This is a genomic window from Uliginosibacterium sp. TH139, assembly GCF_002855595.1.
Classification (GTDB): Bacteria; Pseudomonadota; Gammaproteobacteria; order Burkholderiales; family Rhodocyclaceae; genus Uliginosibacterium; species Uliginosibacterium aquaticum.
The window spans coordinates 265228-288748 of record NZ_PKRR01000001.1 but is presented as its reverse complement, the minus strand read 5'-3'; the positions used below and the strand labels follow the sequence as shown (position 1 = coordinate 288748).

Annotated in this window: 23 protein-coding genes; 10 read left to right on the top strand and 13 right to left on the bottom strand. The window is 66.5% G+C overall.

The features are described from left to right. Positions 1–70: 70 nt before the first annotated feature. The gene (locus C0V76_RS01320; RefSeq protein WP_101940557.1) at positions 71–337 is read right to left on the bottom strand and encodes a DUF2917 domain-containing protein; all 267 of its coding nucleotides are present in this window, start codon (positions 335–337) and stop codon (positions 71–73) included. A 106-nt stretch (positions 338–443) separates the two neighbouring features. Here C0V76_RS01320 and gcvA point away from each other — a divergent pair, with 106 nt between their 5' ends. Continuing rightward, complete coding sequence (gene gcvA / locus C0V76_RS01315) at positions 444–1388, top strand: transcriptional regulator GcvA (protein ID WP_101940556.1); 945 nt, start codon at positions 444–446, stop codon at positions 1386–1388. A 175-nt stretch (positions 1389–1563) separates the two neighbouring features. Here gcvA and C0V76_RS01310 read toward each other — a convergent pair whose 3' ends face one another. The 3 genes from C0V76_RS01310 to ybaL form a co-directional block, all read right to left on the bottom strand. Then, complete coding sequence (locus C0V76_RS01310) at positions 1564–2067, bottom strand: DUF6622 family protein (RefSeq protein WP_101940555.1); 504 nt, start codon at positions 2065–2067, stop codon at positions 1564–1566. 125 nt (positions 2068–2192) lie between these two features. After that, positions 2193–2612, bottom strand: a complete 420-nt coding sequence (locus C0V76_RS01305) for a helix-turn-helix domain-containing protein (protein ID WP_143707319.1) — start codon at positions 2610–2612, stop codon at positions 2193–2195. 226 nt (positions 2613–2838) lie between these two features. Beyond that, the gene (ybaL, locus tag C0V76_RS01300) at positions 2839–4527 is read right to left on the bottom strand and encodes a YbaL family putative K(+) efflux transporter (protein ID WP_101940553.1); all 1689 of its coding nucleotides are present in this window, start codon (positions 4525–4527) and stop codon (positions 2839–2841) included. An 83-nt stretch (positions 4528–4610) separates the two neighbouring features. Here ybaL and C0V76_RS01295 point away from each other — a divergent pair, with 83 nt between their 5' ends. From C0V76_RS01295 to C0V76_RS01280, 4 genes are all read left to right on the top strand, one after another. After that, positions 4611–4907 carry a helix-turn-helix transcriptional regulator gene (locus C0V76_RS01295; RefSeq protein WP_101940552.1) on the top strand — a complete coding sequence of 99 codons (297 nt, stop codon included), beginning with the start codon at positions 4611–4613 and terminating at the stop codon, positions 4905–4907. A 111-nt stretch (positions 4908–5018) separates the two neighbouring features. Beyond that, positions 5019–6044, top strand: a complete 1026-nt coding sequence (gene arsB / locus C0V76_RS01290; RefSeq protein WP_101940551.1) for an ACR3 family arsenite efflux transporter — start codon at positions 5019–5021, stop codon at positions 6042–6044. A gap of 117 nt (positions 6045–6161) precedes the next feature. Continuing rightward, complete coding sequence (gene arsC, locus C0V76_RS01285; RefSeq protein WP_101940550.1) at positions 6162–6581, top strand: arsenate reductase (glutaredoxin); 420 nt, start codon at positions 6162–6164, stop codon at positions 6579–6581. A 51-nt stretch (positions 6582–6632) separates the two neighbouring features. Next, a complete protein-coding gene (locus tag C0V76_RS01280) occupies positions 6633–7196 on the top strand; it encodes a sigma-70 family RNA polymerase sigma factor (RefSeq protein WP_101940549.1) in 564 nt (187 codons plus the stop codon). A gap of 26 nt (positions 7197–7222) precedes the next feature. Here C0V76_RS01280 and C0V76_RS01275 read toward each other — a convergent pair whose 3' ends face one another. Genes C0V76_RS01275 through C0V76_RS01265 form a run of 3 tightly spaced genes read right to left on the bottom strand, consistent with a single transcriptional unit; the run spans position 7223 to position 12999 of the window. After that, positions 7223–8689, bottom strand: a complete 1467-nt coding sequence (locus tag C0V76_RS01275; RefSeq protein ID WP_305798468.1) for an efflux transporter outer membrane subunit — start codon at positions 8687–8689, stop codon at positions 7223–7225. Beyond that, a complete protein-coding gene (locus C0V76_RS01270; RefSeq protein WP_101940548.1) occupies positions 8686–11820 on the bottom strand; it encodes an efflux RND transporter permease subunit in 3135 nt (1044 codons plus the stop codon). Before C0V76_RS01270 ends, C0V76_RS01275 begins: the two co-directional genes overlap by 4 nt. A 12-nt stretch (positions 11821–11832) precedes the next feature. Beyond that, positions 11833–12999, bottom strand: coding sequence for an efflux RND transporter periplasmic adaptor subunit (locus tag C0V76_RS01265; RefSeq protein WP_101940547.1), 1167 nt, complete (start codon positions 12997–12999; stop codon positions 11833–11835). Between the two features lie 152 nt (positions 13000–13151). Between C0V76_RS01265 and C0V76_RS01260 the strand changes: the two genes are divergently transcribed. Then, positions 13152–14546 (top strand): ATP-binding protein, encoded by a 1395-nt coding sequence (locus C0V76_RS01260; protein WP_216821616.1) that lies wholly within the window; start codon positions 13152–13154, stop codon positions 14544–14546. Next, a complete protein-coding gene (locus C0V76_RS01255) occupies positions 14543–15256 on the top strand; it encodes a winged helix-turn-helix domain-containing protein (protein WP_101940546.1) in 714 nt (237 codons plus the stop codon). Before C0V76_RS01260 ends, C0V76_RS01255 begins: the two co-directional genes overlap by 4 nt. Here the strand turns inward: C0V76_RS01255 and C0V76_RS01250 are convergent. From C0V76_RS01250 to C0V76_RS20160, 3 genes are all read right to left on the bottom strand, one after another. Further along, positions 15243–16109 (bottom strand): NAD(P)-dependent oxidoreductase, encoded by an 867-nt coding sequence (locus tag C0V76_RS01250; protein WP_101941000.1) that lies wholly within the window; start codon positions 16107–16109, stop codon positions 15243–15245. The two genes, C0V76_RS01255 and C0V76_RS01250, sit on opposite strands and share 14 nt — an antisense overlap. A gap of 2 nt (positions 16110–16111) precedes the next feature. Further along, positions 16112–16624, bottom strand: a complete 513-nt coding sequence (locus C0V76_RS01245; protein WP_101940545.1) for a polyketide cyclase — start codon at positions 16622–16624, stop codon at positions 16112–16114. Between the two features lie 144 nt (positions 16625–16768). Further along, positions 16769–17638, bottom strand: coding sequence for a LysR family transcriptional regulator (locus C0V76_RS20160; RefSeq protein WP_101940544.1), 870 nt, complete (start codon positions 17636–17638; stop codon positions 16769–16771). 100 nt (positions 17639–17738) lie between these two features. Between C0V76_RS20160 and C0V76_RS01235 the strand changes: the two genes are divergently transcribed. Then, positions 17739–18440: a type 1 glutamine amidotransferase domain-containing protein gene (locus C0V76_RS01235; protein ID WP_101940543.1), complete on the top strand. Its 702-nt coding sequence runs from the start codon at positions 17739–17741 to the stop codon at positions 18438–18440. Positions 18441–18515: 75 nt separating this feature from the next. Next, the gene (locus C0V76_RS01230; protein ID WP_101940542.1) at positions 18516–19619 is read left to right on the top strand and encodes an NADH:flavin oxidoreductase/NADH oxidase; all 1104 of its coding nucleotides are present in this window, start codon (positions 18516–18518) and stop codon (positions 19617–19619) included. A 96-nt stretch (positions 19620–19715) separates the two neighbouring features. Here the strand turns inward: C0V76_RS01230 and C0V76_RS01225 are convergent, their stop codons facing one another. Together C0V76_RS01225 and C0V76_RS01220 are read right to left on the bottom strand one after the other, a co-directional pair. After that, positions 19716–20624 (bottom strand): LysR family transcriptional regulator, encoded by a 909-nt coding sequence (locus C0V76_RS01225; RefSeq protein WP_101940541.1) that lies wholly within the window; start codon positions 20622–20624, stop codon positions 19716–19718. Positions 20625–20645: 21 nt separating this feature from the next. Continuing rightward, positions 20646–21158, bottom strand: a complete 513-nt coding sequence (locus C0V76_RS01220; RefSeq protein WP_158239099.1) for a disulfide bond formation protein B — start codon at positions 21156–21158, stop codon at positions 20646–20648. Positions 21159–21348: 190 nt separating this feature from the next. Between C0V76_RS01220 and C0V76_RS01215 the strand changes: the two genes are divergently transcribed. After that, the gene (locus C0V76_RS01215; protein ID WP_158239098.1) at positions 21349–22284 is read left to right on the top strand and encodes a DMT family transporter; all 936 of its coding nucleotides are present in this window, start codon (positions 21349–21351) and stop codon (positions 22282–22284) included. Here the strand turns inward: C0V76_RS01215 and C0V76_RS01210 are convergent. After that, on the bottom strand, positions 22269–23423 hold the full coding sequence (locus C0V76_RS01210) for an HPP family protein (protein ID WP_101940539.1): 1155 nt from the start codon (positions 23421–23423) through the stop codon (positions 22269–22271). The two genes, C0V76_RS01215 and C0V76_RS01210, sit on opposite strands and share 16 nt — an antisense overlap. Between the last annotated feature and the right edge of the window lie 98 nt (positions 23424–23521).

Genomic DNA, 23521 nt, shown 5'->3' with positions numbered 1-23521 from the left:
TGGCGGCCTGTAGCAGCGCAAGGCCGGCCAGCGCCGCATAAGCATCCGGGCCTGTGCACCTTTCCCTTGCTCAGGCCATCTGCGGCTCTGCCGCCCGCGCAAGCGGACCCGGCACTTCCTGCAGACAGGTCTGCAGCCGGGCTTCGTCTGCCGCATCAAGCAGCAGGCGCCCGCCGAGCTGCACGCAGTACGTGGCGCCACTGCCGAGCACGAAATCCTCTGCCACGCCGGCCTCGGTCAGCCACACCTCGCCCTGCAAAACCTCCAGCCGCGCCCCCGCTGGCAAGTCCAGCCGCGTGAGCCTGCCCTGAGTGACTATGATGATCTGATCTTGCATTTTCCGCCCTCGCCCGGCCAGGATTCTGAATACATCCCTATTTTTGCTGCCACAGGCGCTCTCCACAAACGATAATATCTACACAACATGTGAGATGGACTCACCTATGGAAAAGCCCGCCCGACTCCCACCGCTGGGCATGCTGCGAGTGTTCGAGGCCGCCGCCCGCCTTGGTAGCTTCTCTGCGGCAGCCAGCGAGCTCTCCGTGACCCACAGTGCCGTGAGCCACCAGATCCGCGCCCTCGAAGAACAGCTAGGGTTTGCGGTCTTCCTGCGCGAGGGTCGTGGCGTGCAACTCACACCACTGGGGCAGGAGCTGGCCCGCCAGGTTAATGAATCCCTCTGCGGCATCGGACGCACACTGGCCTTGTTGCGCCAGCGCGCCAATCCACGCCGCCTCACCGTCACCACCATGCCGTCGTTTGCCTCGCGCTGGCTGGGGCCGCGCATCGGCAGCTTTCTGGATCAGGAGCCGGACATCGAGTTCAACGTAATCAGCACCGCCTCGGTACTGGATTTCGCACGTGATGGCGTGGATGTCGCGATCCGTTTCGGCTTTGGCGACTACCCCGGTCAGCAATCCGAATTTCTCATGGGCGACGAGATGCTGGTGGTCGCCAGCCCCGCCCTGCTGGCAGGCCGCCGCCTGAACCATCCGGAAGCGCTGCGCGACTGGCACCTGCTGCGCTCGGACGGCGAATTCTGGCGCGGCTGGTTCGAACGCGCCGGGCTGGACTGGCCCGAGCCCCAGGGTGGTCTCTACATCAATGATTCGGCGCTCGTGCTACAGGCCGCCCTGGATGGCCGCGGCATCGCCCTGAGCCGGCGCAGCCTGTGTCAGCTGGAACTCGATGCCGGCCGCCTGCAGCAGGTATTCCCGCTGACCCTGCCGAACAGCCGCGCTTACTGGTTCGTGACGCCGGAAGGGCCGGACATCTCTCCGCTGACCCGGCGCTTCCACGCCTGGATATTCGCCGAAGCGGCGCGTTGCCCGCCCATTTCGGACAGCCCACCGGTCGATGACGCCGAGCTGGATCGCTGCGTGCATTAGCCCCACTCAGGGCTGCGGAGGCCTGCTGTTGCGGCGGCGGATGACGGCCCCCAGCGCAGCCGCCGCGCCAGCCACCCGCAGCGCGAAACCGAGGGCGAAAAGTGTCGTGGCCATGCGTCAGGGCGCGTTGATTTCGAGCACCAGAATAGCCTGGTCGAGGGAGCTCACAGGCTTGCTACGGAAGTCTGGCCTGATCCTTTGCCGCTTTCAGCACCCGCAGCGTACGCGTCAGGAACAGACCGCTGAACAAACCGTAGCCAAGACTCACACAGACCACGAAAGTCGACTCAGTCGCAAGCGGAAGTTGCCTTACCACGACCACCGCAACGGCAAACTTCATCACGAAGATCGCCATCATCAAAACCAGTGGCAGCCAACTGCCCGGCACGCTGAACTCCCGGGTCTGCTCAGACCAGGTAACAGCGCCCGGAGATGCAAAACGCAGGCCCACCACGCTGCTCGCAGCGGCGCTGATCGTCCAGCACACGAGCGCAGCCCATGCCAGGCCGAAATCCGCGACAAGCCCGAAGAAGGACAGACCGGCCATGACAAGGGGAAGGGTCGAGACGCGAACGCGACCGAGCCGCCTGTCCTTGCTTTGCGCCAGCCCCGCTGCGAGCAGAAGCGCGAAAAGCAGATAGACCCAGAGTGGTGTGTGTTTGAGAATCTCGATCAGCAAACAAGCCTCCTTGCCGCACGGCAGGCAGCGCTTCACCGGAACGTCGGGGAAAGGCTCGCCCAGCCTGCCGGATCAGGCGCGCTTCAACGCCAGGGATGGCGCCGACAGAATGACCGGAAGCCGGCTCAGATTTCGCGCGGCGCCACGAAGTGCCGCTTGAACCAGCGCAGGCCCAGCACCAGCAAGGCGCCCAGCAGCACCCAGCGCGACCAGGTCAGGCTGGCATGGCGATACAGGTCGACACCCACCACACCGGTCAGCACCAGTGCCAGACGCAGCAACTGGTACTGGGCCCGGCTCAGCTGCCAGCGTGTCGGCTCCTGAACCGGCGCCGGAGCCGAAGCCTCCTGCGCCGTCAGCAGCGCCAACTCCACGCCGAAAGCGCCCGCCAACGCCAGGCGCGTTTCGGCCGAGGCCTTGCCTTCCGCCTCCACCCGCTGGATGGTGCGCAGACTCAGCCCGGCTGCTGCCGCCAGATGCTCCTGCGACCAGGCGCGCGCTTCACGTAGTTTGCGAATCTGCTGTCCATTCATGATCAGGTCCATGTTCTTGCCCTCCGGCTGAAAGATGAGGGCAGTATCGGCATCAAACGCGGATGGCACCCCGCCAGAATGCCGCCAGTCTCACGTCAGCATAGCGCCAGAGCGTGCCAAGACTGTTCACGATCTGTAGCGAGAGACCGTCAGCGGGGGCGAGGCCGGGTAAGCACGGAGCATGCTCCGTGCTGCCGCAGCCGGTTTGCTGCGCAAAGCAAAGAGTAGGGATAGTCTCTCAGGCATGCCCGAAACGCCCCAGCACATGCTGGCTGACCGCCTGTGCCATCTCGTCCTCGGCCGAGAACACCCGCTCGATCCGCTCCTGTGTGAGGAGGGCTGCGGCATCTGCGCTATCGGCGAGTACGGCGCATTCAATGCCCGGATTGAGCTCGCGCGCGCAGCTCACGGCCTGACGCGCCAGCACCGCATCCGGCACGGTCACCAGCAACATGCCGGCTTTGGCCACATGTGCCTGTACCAGCGCCAGCGGATCGGCCGCATCGCCCCACACGGCGGCGATGCCCGCTTCGCGCAGGCGCGCCACCCGCTCCCGCTGCTGCTCCACCACCACATAGGGCACGCCCTGGGCGGCAAGCGCTTCAGCCACCCTGCGGCCCAAGCCGCCGTAGCCGAGCAGAACCACCTGACCGGAGAGAAATTCGGGCCGCGTCTCCTGCGGCAGGCCGGCCAGCGGGTCTGCCCCAGCTTCGAGGCTGCGCGCCAGCGCCGAACGTTCGCGCAACCAGCCCAGCAGCGGCCGTACGCTGCGGAAGAGCAAGGGATTCAGGGCAATCGAGATCAGCGCGCCAGCCAGGATCAGGCTCTGTCCTTCAGCCGGCAAGAGCCCCAACTGCATGCCAAGGCCGGCGAGGATGAAGGAGAACTCACCGATCTGCGCCAGCGCCGCCGACACGGTCAGCGCCGTGTTGAGCGGATAGCGGAAGGCCAGCACCAGCATCGCGGCGGCCAGCGACTTGCCGAACACGATGATCGCTACCACCGCCAGCACCTGCAGTGGCTGACGGATCAGCACCATCGGGTCGAAGAGCATGCCCACCGACACAAAGAACAGCACCGCGAATGCCTCGCGCAGCGGCAGCGATTCCTCAGCTGCACGATGGCTGAATTCGGATTCACGCATCACCATGCCAGCGAAAAAGGCCCCCAGCGCGAAGGACACGCCGAAGAGTTGGGAAGCAAAGTAGGCGATGCTGATCGCCGCCACCAGCACCCCCAGTGTGAACAGCTCGCGCGAGCCACTCGCCGCCACCCACCACAGCACGCGTGGCAGCAGCTTGCGGCCGGCCAGCAGCATCAGCGCGATGAAGGCGCCGATCTGCAGCAGGGTCTTGCCCAGCACCGGCCACAGCTCGCTGAAGGACACGGCGCCGCCGCCTGCCAGCACTCCGGCCAGAGGCGGCAAGAGCACCAGCACCAGCACCATCGCAAGGTCTTCCACCACCAGCCAGCCGACCGCGATGCGGCCATTCATCGAATCCAGCACGCCCGCCTCTTCCAGCGCCCGCAAGAGCACCACCGTGCTCGCTACCGACAGGGCCAGGCCGAAGATCAACGCAGCCCCCGGCGCCCAACCCCAGCTCAGACCCAAGGCTGCACCAAGCGCTGTGGCCACCGCAATTTGCAGCACCGCCCCTGGCAGCGCGATGCGTTTCACCGCCAGCAGATCATCCAGCGAAAAATGCAGGCCGACGCCGAACATCAGCAACATCACGCCGATTTCGGCCAGTTGTGCGGCAATCTGGCCATCGGCCACCAGGCCCGGCGTGAAAGGGCCGATCACCACCCCGGCAAGCAGATAACCAAGCAGCGCCGGCAAACGCAGGCGCATCGCCAGCAGGCCCAGCAGCAGGGCCAGACCGAAACCGGCCGCCAGCGTGGTGATCAGGGGGTAGTCATGGTGCATCCGGCAATCCTCGCGTTATTCATGTCTTATGAATGAGTGAGTGGGCTTTACTGCCTTTGGTTCATTTCCATATAATTGGAAATATGGAAACCAATCAAGCCGTCAGTCAGTTAGCAGCCCTCGCTCAGGAGCACCGCCTGGCCATCTTCCGCCTGCTCGTGCAGCAGGGGCAAGACGGCCTTGCAGTCGGCCGCATCGCCGAAGCCCTGGGCCTCGCCAACGCCACCCTGTCCTTCCACCTCAAGACGCTGGCACAGGCCGGACTGATCGAGGCGCGGCAAGACGGGCGCTTCATCCACTATTCGGCCAATTTCACTGCCATGAACAGCCTGATCGGCTTCCTCAGCGAAAACTGCTGCGGGGGCCAAAAATGCTGTTGAACACTGCCCACAACCAACGCCAAGCCTGTGTAGATGCAACTTAAGTCGCACTCCGAGCACGCCGGCGGACTGAAGTCCGCCCTACGCCCCTCCACTCACGACTTCCGAAAAATGAATCTCTTCGAACGCTATCTCACCCTCTGGGTCTTCCTCTGCATCCTCGCTGGCGTGTTGCTCGGTCAGGCTTTCCCCGCTGCCGTGCAAGCCGTCGGCGGCATGGAAATCGCCCAGGTCAATCTGCCGGTGGGCCTCTTGATCTGGGTGATGATCATCCCGATGCTGCTCAAGGTGGATTTCGGCGCGCTGCATCAGGTGCGCCAGCATGTGCGCGGCATCGGCGTGACGCTGTTCGTAAACTGGCTGGTTAAGCCCTTCTCGATGGCCTTCCTCGGCTGGCTGTTCATACGCAATGTGTTCGCGCCGCTGCTGCCCGCTGATCAGCTCGACAGCTACATCGCCGGCCTGATCCTGCTGGCTGCCGCGCCCTGCACCGCGATGGTCTTCGTGTGGAGCCGGCTCACCAACGGCGAGCCGCTGTTCACTCTGAGCCAGGTCGCCTTGAATGACACGATCATGGTCTTCGCCTTTGCCCCGCTGGTGGGCCTGCTGCTCGGCGTAGCGAGCATCTCGGTGCCGTGGGACACGCTTTTCATCTCGGTGCTGCTCTACATCGTGATCCCGGTGATCCTCGCCCAGCTGATCCGCCGCGCACTATTGGCCCGCGGCCAGGCCGCCTTCGAGGCCGCGCTGGCCAAGATCGGCCCCTGGTCGATCAGCGCGCTCCTCGCCACGCTGGTGCTGCTCTTCGCTTTCCAGGGACGCGCGATCATCGAGCAACCGCTGGTGATCGCGCTACTGGCCGTGCCGATCCTGATTCAGGTCTTCTTCAATTCGGCGCTGGCCTATTGGCTCAACCGAAAGCTCGGCGAAAAGCACAATGTGGCCTGCCCCTCGGCCCTGATCGGCGCGAGCAACTTCTTCGAGCTGGCGGTAGCCGCCGCGATCAGCCTCTACGGCTTCGAATCCGGCGCCGCGCTGGCCACCGTGGTCGGCGTGCTGATCGAAGTGCCGGTGATGTTGCTCGTGGTACGCACCGTGAATGCCAGCAAGGGCTGGTACGAACAAGAACAAACCTGAGTTTTCCGCAGATGCGGCTGCAGGTGCGACTTCAGTCGCACACCCTTCGTGGATGGCGGGTTAAAACCCGCCCTACACCCATTCGCGGCTGAAGCCGCTCCTACGCCTCCCGAGACCATGACAACGATCTATCACAACCCCGCCTGCGGCACCTCGCGCAACACCCTAGCCATGATTCGCAATGCCGGCATCGAACCCACCGTGATCGAGTACCTGCAAACTCCGCCGGATCGCGCCACGCTCGTGAAGCTCATCGCGGATGCCGGCCTCACGGTGCGCGCCGCCCTGCGCGACAAATGCGAGCCCTACGAAACGCTGGGGCTCAAGGAAGACCGCTTCAGCGACGAGGAGCTGCTGGACTTCATCGGCCAGCACCCGATCCTCATGAACCGCCCCTTCGTGGTCACCGAGCGCGGCACCCGCCTGTGCCGCCCCTCCGAAGTGGTGCTGGACATCCTGCCCGCCGCGCAGCAAGGCGCCTTCAGCAAGGAAGACGGCGAAGCGGTGGTCGGTGCGGACGGTCAGCGCCTCAAGTAAAGCTGCGCTGGCTCAGGGACGCTGGCGCCGCCCTCGACTACGCTCAGTAGCATGAACGAGAGCGCTGCCGTCCCCTGTCTGCTCACCGCCTGGCATGCCCATGAACATGCGCTGCGCGGCTGGCTGGTTCATCAGCTGCACGACAAGGCACTGGCCGAGGATCTGCTGCAGGACGTGTTCCTCAAGGCCCTGCGCCAGGGCCAGCACTTCTGCACGCTGGAGAACCCGCGTGCCTGGCTCTTCGCGGTGGCACGCAACACCCTCAGCGACCAGCTGCGCCGCCAGCACGACAGCATCGAGCTGCCGGACGATCTGCAACTCGAGCATGACGAGCCAGCGGCCGTCGACAGCCTCGCCCAGTGCCTGCCGCGCGTACTTGGCGAACTCTCACCGGCCGACCGTGACGCCATCACCTGTTGCGACATCGAGGGCATGAGTCAGGCCGACTACGCCGCCCGCCTCGGCATCAGCCTGCCCGGGGCCAAATCACGCGTGCAGCGCGCCCGCCAGCGCCTCAGGAGGCAACTCGCCAGCGCCTGCAAAGTACAGCTGGATGAAGCCGGCAAGGTCTGCTGCTTCACGCCGCGCCCACCGCTGGACGGCCGCCACCGCTGAGCCGAGCCCAAAAGAGGGTTCGTGACTCAACCCGCCGCGCCCCCGCTCTCCGCGCTGCCTCCACCGAGCACCTTGAACAGGGTGATGCGGTTGCTCTGCTCGGCCAGACGCAGGCTGATCAGGCTCTGCTGCGCGGTGAACAGCGCGCGCTGGGCCACCAGCACATCGAGGTAGCTGCCGCTGCCTTGGCGATAGAGTTCGGTGGCGAAATCCAGGGCCTGCTGGCTGGCGGCCACGTACTCGCGCTGCGCGTCGAGCTGCTCAGCAACATGGCTGCGCACCGTGAGTGCATCGGCCACTTCGGCAAAAGCGGTCTGGATGGCTTTTTCATAGCTGGCAATATCGGCCGCCTGCTGGGCCTTGCGAGCATCAAGGGTGGCGCGGTTGGCACCGGCATCAAAGATCGGCAGGCTGATCGCGGGCGCAAAGCTCCAGGCGCCGCTCCCCGAGCTGAACAGATCACCCAGCGCACGGCTGCTGCTGCCCCCGGCGGCGGTCAGCGAGATGCTCGGGAAGAAGGCCGCGCGGGCCGCGCCGATGTTGGCGTTGTCGGCCCGCAGGGTGTGCTCGGCGGCCAGCACATCCGGCCGGCGCAGCAGCACTTCCGAGGAGAGTTCGGCCGGCACGCTGAGCAGTTGCGCGGCACGCTCGGCCTCCTCGCCCGTTCCGGCCGGCGGCAGCAGCTCTTCACCAAGACGGGTGCCGACCAGGAGCTCCAGCGCGGTGCGATCCTGGCCAACGCTGCTGGCATAGCTGGCCACGCTGGCGCGGGCGGCTTCGCGGCTGGCGCGGGCCGAGGCGAGATTGGGGCCGGATTCACCGCCAAGAGCCTTGGCCTGCTGCATCAGGCTCAGGCTCCGCTCGCGGGACGCCAGGGTGGCTTGCGCGAGGGCCAGCTGCTGCTGGTCTGCGGCAAGCGTCAGCCAGGCCGTGGCAACTTCTGCAACCAGGCTCAGGCGGGTGGCGCGGCGGGTTTCCTCGAGCCCCAGATAGGTCTGCAAGGCCGCTTCGCTAAGGTTCTGGACGCGCCCGAAGAGGTCCAGCTCGAAGCTGCTGATGCCCAGCTGGGCCTTGAAGCTGGAGCTCGTGGCAGCCTGGCCGGAGCTGCTGGCGGTTTTCGAGGTGTGCTCGCGGCTGGCGCTGGCCGTGCCATTGAGGCCCGGCAGCTGGTCGGCACGCTGCACACGGTAGGTAGCGCGGGCCTTGTCGACATTCGCCAGGGCCACGCGCAGGTCGCGGTTCTGCTCCAGGGCGAGACGGATCACGGCGCGCAGACGGGCGTCGACGATCACCGCCTGCCAGTCACTATCGACCACCTCACTGGCCGTCAGCGCGGCGCTGCCGCTGACGGCTGCGCCGCCCAGGCTGGCCGGCACCGGAGCCGCCGGGCGCTCGTATTGCGGCGCGAGATTGACGCAGGCCGCAAGGCTCAGGCCGAGGAGCAGGGGGAGTACGCGCGGGGCGTGGTTCAGCAGGGGTTTCAGGGCACTCACGATGCAATCTCCGCAGGGGCGGTGGCCGGGGCGCGGCGCTTGAAGATACTGCGCACCAGCACATAGAAGAGGGGGATGAAGAACACGCCGAGCAGGGTGGCCGAGACCATCCCGCCGAGCACGCCGACGCCGATGGCGCGGCGGCTTGCCGAGCCGGCACCCGTGGACAGGGCCAGCGGCAGTACGCCGAACATGAAGGCCAGCGAGGTCATGATGATCGGGCGCAGGCGCAGGCGCAGCGCTTCGAGGGTGGCGTCAAGCAGGCGCATGCCTTGCTCCTCGAGGGTCTTGGCGAACTCGACGATGAGGATCGCGTTCTTCGCCGAGAGGCCCACGGTGGTCAGCAGGCCGACCTGGAAATAGACATCGTTGTGCTGCCCGGCGAGCCAGCTCGCAAACACCGCACCGAGCACGCCCAACGGCACCACCAGCACCACCGAGAAGGGCACCGACCAGCTCTCGTAGAGGGCGGCCAGGCACAGGAACACAAACAGGATCGAAACCGCGTAGAGCAGCGGCGCCTGCTGGCCGGAGAGGCGTTCCTGATAGGACGCACCGGTCCATTCGTAGCCGATGCCGCGCGGCAGCTGGGCCACGATACGCTCGACCTCGGCCATCGCGGTGCCGGAGCTTACGCCCCGGGCGGGATCGCCAACCAGCTCGAAGGACGACAGGCCGTTGTAGCGCGTGAGCTGCGGCGAGCCGTAGCTCCAGTGCGCGGCAGAGAAGGCCGAGAAGGGCACCATGTCGTCATTGGCATTGCGCACGAACCAGTTCTGCACGCTGTCCGGGCTCATTCGGAAAGCTGCGTCGGCCTGGATGTAGACCTTCTTGATGCGTCCGTCGTAGATGAAGTCATTCACATACTTGCCGCCCATGGCATAGGACAGGGTGCTGTTCACATCACCCGCTGAGAGGCGCTGGGCCACAGCCTTGGCATCATCGATGTCCACCTGCAGCTGCGGCGTGTCATCGAGGTTGTTGCTGCGCGTCTGGGCCAGCAGCTTGCTCTGCCGGGCCAGGCGCAGGAACTGGTCGCGGGCGGCCGTCAGCGCCTCGTGGCCGAGGCCGCCAAGATCCTGCAGCTGCACGTCGAAGCCGGAGTTGGAACCGAGGCCACGCACGGCCGGCGGCTGCAGCATGAAGACTGTGGCATCCTGCATCTCGGTGCCGAGTTCCTGCGAATAACGGCGCACCAGGCTGGCGGCGTCCTGCCCCTTGGCCGTGCGCTCGCTCCAGTCCTTGAGCATGATGAAGGCGCGCGCCGAGGCCTGATCGCCATCGATGCCGGTCACCGTCATGTAGGCCTTCACTTCGGATTGCTGCGAGAGGTAATGCTCGAAGCTCGTCAGCGATTTCATCAGGCGTTCGTTGGTAGAGCCGGCCGGCAGCTTGATCTGGGCCATCAGAGTGCCCTGATCTTCATCGGGCAAAAAGGAAGTCGGCAAGACCTTGAACAGCAGCGCCGTGAGCGCCACCAGCAGCAGATAGGCCAACACGCCCAGGCCACGCCGGCCGAGCAAACCCGCCACCCCTGTGCGGCAGCCCTCGCTGCCCTGCAGGAAGCCCTTGTTGAAGCCGCCGAAGAAACGCCCCAGCCAACCCTTGTGGCTGACATGGCCGCCCTGCGGGATGGCCTCCAGCAACGTGGCGCACAAGGCCGGTGTAAGCGTCAATGCAACCACGACAGACAAGACCATGGCCGACACGATGGTAATCGTGAATTGACGGTAGATCACGCCGGTGGAGCCGCCGAAGAAGGCCATCGGGATGAACACCGCCGAGAGCACCAGCGAGATGCCGATCAGTGCGCCGGTGATCTGGCCCATCGATTTCTGGGTGGCCTCGCGCGGCGAGAGCCCCTCCTCGCTCATGATCCGCTCGACGTTTTCGACCACCACGATGGCGTCATCCACGAGCAGGCCGATGGCCAGCACCAGGCCGAACATGGTGAGGGTGTTGATCGAGTAGCCGAAGGCCGCCAGCACCCCGAAGGTGCCCAGCAGCACTACCGGCACGGCCACCGCCGGAATCAGCGTGGCGCGCAGGTTCTGCATGAACAGGTACATGATCAGTACCACCAGCGCGAGCGCTTCGAGCAGGGTCTTGACCACTTCTTCGATCGAGATTTTCACGAAGGGCGTGGTGTCATAGGCCACCACGGCCTGCATCTTGTCCGGAAAGAAGGGCTGCAGCTCGGCAATCTTGGCCTTCACGGCAGCGGCGACCTTCAGCGCGTTGGCACCGGAGGCCAGAGTGATGCCAAGGCCGGCCGAGGGGTGGCCGTTGTAGCGCGTGCTCACGGTATAGCTCTCGCGGCCGAGCTCGATGCGGGCCACATCGGACAAGCGCACCACGGCGCCGTCGGCGGCGGACTTGATGATGACCCGGGCGAACTGATCCACCGACTTGAGCTTGCTGCGCGCCGTGATCGTGGCGTTCAGGCTCTGGCCTTCGGCCGCCGGTAGCGCGCCAACCTGGCCGGCCGACACTTCGGTGTTCTGCGCGCTCAGGGCACTGCTGATGTCGGAAGGCATCAGGGCGTACTTCTGCATCTTGGCCGGATCCAGCCAGATCCGCATGGCATAGCCAGAGCCAAGCGCCTGGGCCTCGCCCACGCCGTCGACGCGGCTCAGGGTGTCCTTCAGGCTGGTAGCGATGTAGTTGGCGATATCAGTGGAGGTCACGGCCGGATCCTCCGAGATCAGGTTCAGCATCAGCATGAAATCCGAGCTGGACTTGGTAACCGTCAGGCCCTGATCCTGCACCGCGTCGGGCAGCTGCGATTCGGCCTGCTGAAGCTTGTTCTGCACCTGCATCTGGGCCACATCCGGATCGGTGCCGGCCTCGAAGCTCAGCTCGACGCGGGCACTGCCGTCGGACTGGCTCTTGGAGGAGATGTAGGTGAGGTGATCGAGGCCGGTCATCTGCTGCTCGATGACCTGGGTCACCGAGTTCTCGATGGTTTCGGCCGAAGCGCCGGGATAGGTGGTCTTGATCGAGATGCGGGTAGGTGAGATGTCCGGATACTGCTCAAGAGAGAGCTGGCTGATCGCGCCAGCGCCGGCCAGCATGATGACAATCGCAATGACCCAGGCAAAGATCGGGCGGTCGATGAAGAAACGTGACATGGATCGGCCTCCTCAGCGCTTGCTGGCCACGGTGGCCGCAGGCGTAACCGGCTTGACCAGCTCGCCAACGCTGACCTTCTTGCTGCCTTCAACAATCACCTGCTCGCCCGGCTGCAGGCCGGCGGTCACCAGCCAGCGATTGCCCACCGCACGCCCCAGCGTGATTTTGCGCGTAGCGACACGACCATCGCGGTCCACCACCAGCGTGCTGGCCTCGCCGGAGGCCTTGCGGCTCACTGCTTCCTGCGGCACCAGCAAGGCCTGCTCCAGCTTGCCGGCTTCCACCACCGCCCGCACATACATGCCGGGCAGCAGCACGCCGTCCGGATTGGGCACCAGGGCGCGCAGGGTCACCATGCCGGTGCTCTCATCCACGCTGACCCCGTCGAACTGCAGGCGGCCGCTCTGGGCGTAAGGGCTGCCATCTTCCAGCAGCAGCTTCACCGCCACCTCCTGGCCACGCGTGCGCGGGCTGGCCGCCTTGAGTTCCTGGCGCAAGCGCAGCAGCTCGGCGCTCGATTGCTTGACGTCCACCACCACCGGATCGAGCTGACGCACCGTGGTCAGCGCCGTGGTCTGGCCTGCGGTGAGCAGCGCGCCGGGCGTGACCGCGGAGAGATCGACGCGGCCGCTGATCGGTGAGGTGATACGGGTGTGCTCAAGATTGATGCGCGCCGTGTCCAGCGCCGCCTTGGCTACGTCCACCGCGGCCTGGTTCTCTTCCATGGCAGCCTGGCTGTCATCCGCCACCTGCTGGCTGATCGCCTCGATGCGCGCCAGGCCTTCATTGCGCTTGGCCGTCACGGCTGAAGCCTTGAGGGTGGCCTCGGCCTTGGCCAGCGTTGCCTTGGCACTGGCATACGCCGCCTCGTAACTGGAGGCCTCGATCTGGTAGAGCACCTGGCCCGCCTTCACGGATTCGCCTTCGGTGAACAAACGCTGGGCCAGGATGCCACCCACCTGCGGGCGGATCTCGGCGCTGACCCGGGCCGCTACGCGCCCCGCGAGTTCGGTGCTGACCGTAGTGTCAGCAGCGGCCACGGTGAACACGCCCACCTGCGGCGGCGTGGCAGCGGCCGAGGCGGCTTGCGAGCCAGCACCGTCGCAGGCGGCAAGCACGCTGCAGGCCAGGAGGCCCAGGAAGAGGCCCGGGCGAGTGGGGAAGGAAATCTTGTACATGGCGCAATCCGGCTTTGTTCAGGGATGGCACCGAGCTTGCGCGGCAATTGTGGAGCGATATTGAAGATACGAAAAAACCGCCCGATGTGGCCGCCGCGCTTGCCAGAATGCCAGCCAGGCGCTCCAATTCAGGCATGAACCGGCTAGCGCGCATGTCCATCTCGACCCGACTCTTCATCGCCGTGCTGGCTGTGGCCGCTGCGGCGGTCGTTGCCGCGGGCTTTGCCTCGCACCGCAGCTTCAGCCACGGCTTCCTCGGCTATCTGAACAAGCTTGCCATCGAGCGCATCGACAGCGCCCTGCCGCGCCTCGAAGCGGCTTACGCCGAACACGGCAGCTGGGAGTTCCTGCGCGAGCAGCCGCGCAACTGGATCCGCCTGATGATCAGGAATGCGGACGACGATCTGCACGCCGAACACGAGGCACCGCCAATCTCGGATCTCACCGGCGCCTTCCTGCGCGTCACCCTGCTCGATGCCGAGCGCCTCTTCGTGATCGGCTACCCCGGCCAGATTGATGACGACCGCATCGAGCGGCCGATCCGGGTGAACGGCCAGATCGTCGGCTGGCTCTCGCTGGCGCGCTTCCAGAGCGTCACCGAAGTCGGCGCGCAGCGCTTCGAGCGCGCCCAGCAGCGTGCCACCTGGCTCATTGTGGCAGCCGCCATCCTGCTCGCCGCCGCAATTGCCTGGTGGGTGGCACGCGCCGTACTCCTGCCGATCCGCCGGGTGGCCCGGGCCACCCACGAACTGGCGGGCGGCAACTATGCCCGCCGCGTGCCCGAGATCGGCGAGGACGAAGTCGGCCAGCTCTCGCGCGACTTCAATCACCTCGCCCTCACGCTGGAGCGCAACGAAACCCTCAGGCGCGAATTCATGGCCGACATCGCCCATGAGCTACGCACCCCGCTGGGCATCCTGCACGGCGAGCTGGAAGCCATCGAGGACGGCATCCGCCCCTTCAGCCGCGAAGCCCTGCACTCGCTGCAGAGCGAAGTCGGCCAGCTCAACAAGCTGGTCACCGATCTCAACGATCTGGCCCTCACCGATGTCGCCGCCCTTGCCTATCGCAAGGAAAACATCGATCTCGCCGCCTGCGTGGCCGAAGTGACCGAGCGCTGTGCGCCACGTCTGGCCCAGCACGCATTGCAGCTGCAGTGCGCACTACCAACGCAGCCGGTGATGGTCTTCGCCGACCCGGCCCGGCTGCGCCAGCTACTCCACAACCTGCTCGAAAACAGCTGCCGCTACACCGATTCCGGTGGTCAGCTGCAATGGCGCCTCGACACCACTGGCCACCCAGCCGAAGCCATCCTGCGCTGTGAGGATTCGGCACCGGGGGTGGCCGTGGAACTGTTGCCGCGCCTGTTCGACCGCTTCTACCGTGTCGAAGGCTCACGCAACCGCGCCAGTGGCGGTGCCGGCCTCGGCCTGGCGATCTGCCGCAACATCGTGCAGGCCCACGACGGCCAGATCGAAGCGACCGCCTCCAGCCTCGGTGGCCTGGCCATCACGATCCGGCTGCCGTTGGCGCGGAGTGGCGCATGAACGCGCCCCGGCCGGCCGACATCCTGGTCGTCGAGGACGAACCGAAAATGGCTGGCCTGCTGCTGGACTACCTGCGCGCCGAAGGCCACCACCCGCGCCATCTGGCCGAAGGCTCCGGGGTAGAGGCGGTGGTGCGCGCCAGCCCGCCCGACCTGATCCTGCTCGACCTGATGCTGCCGGGGCTCGACGGCCTTGCCGTCTGCCGCGCCCTGCGCGCCTTCTGCGCGGTGCCGATCATCATGCTCACAGCCCGCAGCGAAGAAGCGGACCGCCTCGCCGGCCTTGATGGCGGTGCTGACGACTACATCGGCAAGACCCCCTTCAGCCCGCGCGAAGTGATGGCCCGCGTGCGCGCCCAGCTGCGCCGGGCTCAGGGCCGGGTTGCCGCCCTGCCCAGCACGCCGCAGCTGCGCATCGACGACGGCGCCTGGCAGGCCAGCCTCAATGGGCTGCTGCTCGATCTCACCCCGGCCGAGTTCCGCCTGCTACGGGTGCTGGCCGCAGCACCGGGGCAGGTCTTCAGTCGCGAGCAACTGCTCGATCAGCTCCACGATGATCACCGCGCCGTCACCGACCGCACCGTGGATAGCCACATCAAGAATCTGCGCCGCAAGCTCGGTGCGGCCTGCGGCAGCGACCCGATCCACTCCATCTACGGCGTCGGCTACCGCTTCCAGTGGCCGGAGCAGAAGCCCGCTACGCCGGGCTGAACAAGTTGGCAACTGCCGTCATGTTCTGGCCCCCGAGGCCCTGCCCGATGCCACGCTGAAACACCCCACGGGCCGCAGCAAACGTCGGGGCGGCCTCTTCAGCGCCGACAGCAGCCAGCAGATAGGCAAAGTCCTTCTCGATCAGCTCGACCGGGAACTGTGGCCGGAAATCCTGTTGCAACATGCTGCCCGCCAGCACCTGCGCCACCGGTGACCATACCGGCGTGGCGGCGACCGCCTGCAGAACCTGGGCCGCGTCAACGCCACTGCGCTGCAGCCAGCCGATCAGCTCAGCCAGTGCGGTGACCTGGATGCCCAGCAAGGCGTTGGTCGCCAGCTTCGCCATGCAACCGGCACCGAGCGGACCAACATGCCGGATGGCCGCGCCCATGGCACCCAGAACGGCTTCGGCCCGGCCTAGAACAGCCGCCTCGCCCCCCACCAGATAAACCAGCTTGCCGGCCTCGGCCGCCGGGCGTGATCCCGAAACAGGGGCGTCAAGCAGGGCTATGCCGCGCAGCTGAGCCGCCTCGCCCAAAGCGCGGACGCCTTCCAGCGACAGGGTGGAACTCTCGATCGCCACAGCGCCGGTCGCCATCGTGCTGAACGCACCCGACTCCGGATCGCACCACACGGCGCGGGAGGCCTCATCGCCGCGCAACATGGCAATCACGAAATCAGCCTCGACAGCCGCCTCGGCCGGACTGGCAGCGAGCCGCGCACCTGCCTGGACCAGTGCTTCGGCGGCCTGCGGGCTGCGATTCCACACCGTCAGTGCATGACCGGCCTTGAGCAGATTAGCGGCCATGCGGCTGCCCATGGCGCCCAGGCCCAGAAAAGCGATGCGTGCCATGTTCAGCCCTTCGCCTTCAGCGCTGCCGCCACCATGCCCTTGAGCCATTGATCGTGGCCATTGATCATCGGGTTCGGCTCGGCCGCAGCAAGCGCCTTGGCCGGTTCGCCGCACTGGGTCTCCTGGGTCAGGATACGCACCCGGCCACCGGCGAGGTCTTCGAGCAGCCAGGCGTGATGCACATCGAGGCGATCTTCCTGCGTGCTGCCCGCCCAGCCATGCCAGGCCACGCGTGCCGGCTCGCCGGCCTTGGGCGCAACGTGTTCCACCACCTGCGCCTCGACCGGGAAACCGAAGGTCTCGAAATAGAAGCGGACACCGTCTTCCAACTCGGGGCCCTTGCCATCGTAGAAGCGCACATTGGCCGAATTGGCGTAGTAGCTGGGCCAGCGCGCGGGGGTGTTCAGGAAGGGCCAGACCTCGGCCACGCTGAGGCCGGCCACGATCATTTCATTGGAGGCGAAGTTGTCGGTGAAGCCGGGGACATAGCCTTGCGGCCAGAAGATCTCGTTCATGCGGGATTCCTTGTGTGAGGGAACCTGGCACCCGGTCGGGTAGCAGGCCGTGTTCACATCATGCGAATCCGCGAGATATCAATCAAATCGAAAAAAAGCATTCAACACATAAGCTGGATAGATATCTGGCTTTGCCTGCCGCCCTCAAGCCTCCCGCATCGCGACGCGCAACTGCTCCAGCACGAAGCTGGCCCGCGCCGACAGGGGCCATTCGGCGCGCTGCACCAGCCACAGCGGATAGGCTTCGCCGCTCAGGGCCACGCTGATCGCCGCCGGCTGGGCATAGGCCTGGCGAGCATGGCGCGGGATCACCGTGAAGCCGAAGCCCTGCGCCACCGCGTCGAGGATCAGGCTGACCTGATTGATGTAGCCATGACGCGGCAGGCTGCGCACCCCCGGATTGGCCGGGAAGGCCCGGCTGAGCAGCCGGGTGGCCATCGCCGGGCCATCCGGATGCTCGATGAAGCCGAGGCGCACGAGGTCTTCCCACTGCTCGACCGCCACTCCGGCCGGCACGACCAGCTCCAGCACCTCTGCGGCAAATTCGCTGGCAGCAAAACGCGGGTCATCCGGGCGCAGGGTCACCACGCCGAAGTCGTACTGCTTCTCCAGCAGGGCCGCGAGGATCTCGGTATCGGGTGCGAAGCGATGACGGATCACCAGCCCGGGATGCGCCGCCTGCAGCACCAACAACGGGCCGTGCAGGGCCAGGCCAACACTGCCCGGGGTTGTCAGGCCCACCTCGCCGCTGAAGGCCTCGGCGTCGGCGAGACGCACCTGCAGACGCCGGCCGGCCTGCTCAACATCCCTGCAGTAGTCGAGGAAGGCCAGGCCAGCCGGCGTGAGTTCCAGTGCGCGCGGGCGGCGCAGCAGCAAGGACCCGAGCTGCATCTCGAGCTGGCGCACATGCTGGCTCACCGCTGCCTGAGTGAGGCCCAGGTGCTCGGCAGCACGGGTGAAGCTGCCGCTCTCGGCGATGGCCAGAAAGGTGTGGATCCACTGCGGGCTGAACACAATGAACTCTTATGGATTCAATAAGGATCTATCAGTTTATCTAAAGTCCGCAGGCTCGTAGGCTGAAGGGGTTAAACAAACCTGCCTTCAGGAGATCCGCATGAGCCCCGTTTTCAAGATCCTCGTGATCCTCACCTCTCACGCCACGGCCGGCACCAGCGGCCAATCCACCGGCCTGTGGCTGGAGGAATTCACCACCCCTTACTACGCCTTCGTCGATGCCGGCGCGCAGGTCGAAGTGGCCTCCATCGCTGGCGGCCAGGTACCGGTCGACCCACACTCCATCGAAGCCGTCGGCAAAAATCCGGCCAGCGTCGAGCGCTACCTGCAGGATGAAGCGCTGCGCACGCGCCTCGCCACCTCGATAAAAATCGATGGCCTCGCCGCCGCCGACTATGACGCGGTCTTCATGCCCGGCGGCCACGGCACGATGTGGGATCTGCCCACGAGCGACACACTGGCACGCCTGGTGAGCACGGCCTGGGGCGAGGGCAAGATCGTGGCAGCGGTTTGCCACGGCCCGGCCGGGCTCGTGAACGCAAAGGACGAAAAGGGCCAGCCGTTGGTGGCCGGGCGCCGTGTGGCCGCCTTCAGCAATACCGAGGAAGTCGCTGCCGGCATGGACAAGAGCGTGCCCTTCGCACTCGAAACACGCATCCGCGCCCTCGGCGCTCACTATGAGAGCGGCCCGGACTTCCAGCCCTTCGCCGTACGCGACGGCCGCCTTGTCACCGGTCAGAACCCGGCCTCCTCCGCCAAGGTCGCCGAGCTGGTGCTGCAGGCGCTGCGCGAGGCCAGGTAAGCCATTATCCGCGTGATAACCAGGCCCCGGCGGATGCCGGGGCTTTCCCGTTCACCTTTCCGCTCAGGACACACCATGTCAGCCCTGTTCTCCCCCTTCCAGCTCAAGGACGTCGCCCTACGCAATCGCATCGCCGTACCGCCGATGTGTCAGTACAGCGCCAGCGACGGCCTCGCCAACGACTGGCATCTCGCCCACTACACCGGTCTCGCACGTGGCGGTGCAGGTCTGGTCATCGTCGAAGCCACCGCCGTGTCACCCGAAGGCCGCATCACCCCAGCCTGCCTGGGATTGTGGAACGATGCCCAAGGCACCGAACTGGCACGCATTGCAGCCGCCATCAAGGCCGCCGGCGCAGTGCCCGGCATCCAGATCGGCCACGCCGGCCGCAAGGCCAGTGCCAACCGGCCCTGGGAGGGCGACGACCATATCCCGGCCGGCGACGCCCGCGCCTGGGACACCCTCTCGCCCTCGGCCAGCGCCTTCGGCGCCAACCTGCTACGCGTGCCGAAGGCAATGACGCTGGCCGATATCGCCCGCGTCACCGGCGACTTCGCCACCGCCGCGCGCCGTGCCCGCGAAGCCGGCTTCGAGTGGCTGGAGCTGCACTTCGCCCACGGCTATCTCGCCCAGAGCTTTTTCTCGCCGCATGCCAACCAGCGCACGGATGGCTACGGCGGCGAGCATGCCGGCCGAGCCCGCTTCCTGCTCGAAACCCTGGCCGCGGTGCGCGGCGAATGGCCCGAAAACCTGCCGCTCACAGCCCGCTTCGGGGTGATCGAATACGACGGCCGCGACGAGGAAACCCTGGCGGACTCCATCCAGCTGGTGCGTGAATTCAGGGCGGGCGGGCTGGACCTGCTGAATGTGAGCGTCAACTTCTGCACGCCGGAAGCCCAGGTGCCCTGGGGCCCGGCCTTCCTCGCCCCGATCGCGGCGCGCGTGAAGCGCGAAACCGGCCTGTCGGTGGCCTCGAGCTGGGGCATCGAACGCGCCAGCGATGCCGAACGCGTGGTGGCCGAAGGGCAGATGGATCTGGTGATGATCGGCCGTGCCTTGCTCGCCAACCCACACTACCCCTATGCGCTGGCAAAAAAGCTGGGCGTGGCCAAACCCTCGTGGGTGCTACCGGCGCCCTATGCCCACTGGCTGGAACGCTACCGGCTGGAGGCGGACTGAGCGAGGTGACGCGCCGGCTTTCTCAAGGTCGGCAGCTGCCGGCCAGGCCCGGGACAACGCAAAGCCCATGCGGCTGAAGCCGCACCTACAGCCCCCTCAGCGAGCCTCCGCGCCACAGCGCTCCACCAGCAGCTCGCGCAACCAGCGCTGGCCGGGGTCGCTATGGCTGCGCGGATGCCAAACCAGCAGCTTGGTGAAGCCCGGGATCGCCAGCGGCGGCTCGCACAGGACGAGCCCCGCCAAGCCCGCCACCAAGCGGCGCGGCAGCACCGCCACGAGATCGCTGGCACGCAGGATCTCGGGCAGAACCAGGAAGCTCTGCACCGACAGGCTGACCCGCCGCGTGCGCCCCAGCTGAGCCAGTGCCACATCGGTCACGCCGCTGAAGCCCCCGCCGGTGTAGGACACCAGGGCGTGCTCCAGCGCACAGAACGCGTCCAGGCTCAGCACCGGCGCTTGCGCCGCCGGGTGATCGGCGCGCATCACGCAGACATAGCTTTCGTCGAACAGACGCCGCGCATGCAACTCAGGCGGGCTGCTCTCAGGCGTGAGCAGGGCCAGATCCAGCTCGCCGCGCTCCAGCTGCGCCGACAGTTCGCCCTCACGCAGCGGCAGCAGGGCCAACCGGATGCCAGGCGCCCGCACCCTCAGGGCAGCGAGAAACGGTACGGCCACCGCGCGTAAGGCATAGTCGGTAGCTGCTACCCGCAGCGTGAAATCTGCCGCCAGCGGATCGAAGCGCACCGGCTGCAGCAAGGCATCGATCTCGCCGAGGATCTGCTTGAGCGGCGCAGCCAGTTCCAGCGCACGCTCGGTCGGCACGATGCCGCGCTGGCTGCGCACGAAGAGCGGGTCAGCAAAGCCATCGCGCAGCCGCGTGAGCATGCCGCTCATGGCCGGCTGGGTGACATTCAAGCGCTCGGCTGCGCGGGTCACGCTGCGCTCGTCGAGCAGGGCATCGAGCGCCTTGAGCAGGTTCAGGTCGGTAGTTTTGAGGTCGCGCATGGCCTCAGGATAGCCTGCCGTTCAGCGCGCCGGCAGGGCCCGGCGCTGGCTCAGCCACCAGATCAGATACAACGCGCCGATGCTGCAGAAGGCCAGCAGGCTCCATTGCGGCAGATACAGGCCCAGCAGCAGGGGCTGGTTTTCGGCACACTCCACGCCACCGAGCAGGCCTGCCTGCAGGAAGGCTTCGTAGTTACCAATCTGCAGGTAATAGAGCAGGCCGGCACCACAGTGGCCGCTGGCCTCGGCCGGATGCAGCAGCAACCAGCTCTGGCGCGCCGCGCTGGCCAGCCCGATCAGCAGGCCCAGTTCGCCGAGGCGCTGGGTCAGGATCGCAGCACGCGGCGCGGCCGCCGCAAGCAGAAAGCCGGTCCCGGCGGTGAGGAAAGCCAGGCGCTGGAACCAGCACATCGCACAGACTTCGAGCGCGAAAAGATGGCCCAGCAGCACCGCTGCGCCAACAGAAACCAGACAGAAAATGCCCAGGGCCAGCAGCACCAGGCGGGGACGCGCATGAATCAGCTCGGACAGCATGGAGGCCACTCCGGAACAAGGTTTGCAGGGTTGCTGCGCTTCGAGCCGGACGCCACGCAATGGTTCCGGCCTTCTGTCAGGCGAATGCAGCAAACTGTGCCGGCGGCGGGACCGGGCCACCGCGGCGCCACTGTCCATAGCCATCAGAGATGCACACGTGCAGACTGCGTTTTTGTGTGTGGAGCACGCCGTGCCTGCCGTTCTGCCGAGTTCCTTCCTGTATGCCATCGCCAGCCTGATCTGGGGTTCGACCTGGATGGCGATCACCTTCCAGCTCGGCACGGTGGACCCGGCCGCCTCGGTGGGCTACCGCTTCCTGCTCGCCGGTGGCCTCTTTCTGCTGTGGAGCCGCTGGCTCGGCGAGGCCTGCCGGCTGCCGCTGCGCACTCTGCGCTGGGTAGCGCTACAGGGGGTGCTGCTCTTCGGCATCAGCTACACGCTCACCTACGAGGCCGAGCGCCACATCGCCTCGGGCCTGATGGCGGTGCTCAATTCGAGCATGCTGCTGTTCAACCTGATCGGCATGCGTCTGGCCTTCGGCCGCACGCTGGACAACAAATCCCTGCTCGGCGCGGGCCTCGGCTGCCTTGGCATCGTGCTGGTGTTCTGGCCCGAGCTCAGCACGGTGGATGACGCCTCCGGCTGGCTCGGCGTGGCCTGTGGCCTCTCAGCCGCCGTACTGGCCTCGATCGGTAATCTGGTCGCCCAACGCCAGCATCAGCACGGCGTGCCGCTGCTGGCCGGCACCGGCTGGGCGATGATCCTCGGCGGTGCTACCGCCCTGCTGATCGCGCTGGCCAAGGGCCAGAGCCTGGCATTCGATACGCGCCCCGGCTACATCCTCTCGCTGCTGTATCTGGCGCTGTTCGGCTCGGTGTTCGCCTTCGCCGCCTACTTCACCCTGCTCGGCCGCATCGGAGCCGGGCGCGCCGGTTACGTGGCGGTGGCCGTGCCGATCCTGGCGCTGATCCTGTCGGCTTTCTTCGAGGGCTTTGTGTGGCAGCTGTGGACCGTGCTGGGCATCGCCTGCGCGGTGGCCGGCAACCTGATCATGCTGCTGGAGCCAGGCCAGCTGCGCTGGCTGGAGCGGCTACGCCGCAAACCGGCCACTCAGCCCGCGCCCTGACCGGCCCGGCTCAGCGCCGTCACCAGATCAGACTGGGTGATGATGCCGACCAGGCGCTTGTCTTCGGCGATCACCGGAATATGGTGGTGGCCGGTGCTGGCGAAGAGCGGCAGCAACTCGGCGAGATGACGCTGGGCGCTGATGACCCGCACGGTGCGGGCCATGATCTGGCCCACCACCTCCGGCTTGCTCGACTTGAAGCCCGGCGTAGGACGCAGCAACTGGCGCAGCTTACTGTCCATGCCGTCGAAGGCGTCCAGCTCGGCGGCGCGCATGAAGTCCGCCAAAGTCACAATGCCGACCAGACGCTGGAAGTTGTCCACCACCGGCAGGGCCTTGATGCGCTTCTCGCGCAACAACGCCCAGGCCTCCTGCAAGGAAGTGCCGAACTCGACAGTAATCAGCGTGCGCGACATCACATCGCTGCAGCGCAACTCAGCGAGCTGGCGCTGATAGCTGCGCAGACTGGTCTCGGCGAGCAAGGCCTTGAGGTCGTCGCGGCTGATGTCCAGCACCTGGTTGTAATGCGCCAACACCGCGTCAAGGTCCGCATCCAGCCCGGCCTCGGCCGGCTTCGGCGCCACAATCTGGGGATGCGGATAGGGCCGCCGCGTGGCGTGGTTGTAGGCAATGCCGGCGGCCACCAGCAGCACGGAGTTCAGCAGCACCGGATACAACGCGAAGAGCGGGCTGCTAATGCCGTTCAGTGCCATCAGCAACGCACTCGCCCCGCCCGGCGGATGCAGGCAGCGCAGGGCCAGCATGGCGGCCATCGCGCCGGCCACGGCGAGGCCGGCGGTGAGCTCAGGCATGCCCAGCGCGGCCGTGAAATGGAACATCGCGATGCCGACCAGCGCCGACACCGTATTGCCGGCAACCACCGCCCAGGGCTGGGCCATCGGGCTGGCTGGTGCGGCGAAGACCAGCACCGCGCTGGCCCCCATCGGCGCCACCAGCCACACCGCCGCGCCGAAGCTGCGGCTGGCGAGATGGCTCAGCAAGGCCGTGAGCGCGATGCCAAGCAGGCCGCCGACGACGGTGCGCAGGCGTTCGCGGGCATTGATCGGCGTGCGGGCAGGCAGGAAGGCCCGCCACCAGGCCGGCGCGGTGGCGCCGTCCGGACGATGTGGAGTATTCATAGTCTCTGCTTCAGGGCTGCACCCGTGGTGCGGAATGCGGGCTGCTGATCACGACGGCAGCCTCTCTTTTCAGGACCACAGGATAGCGCAGCGCCACG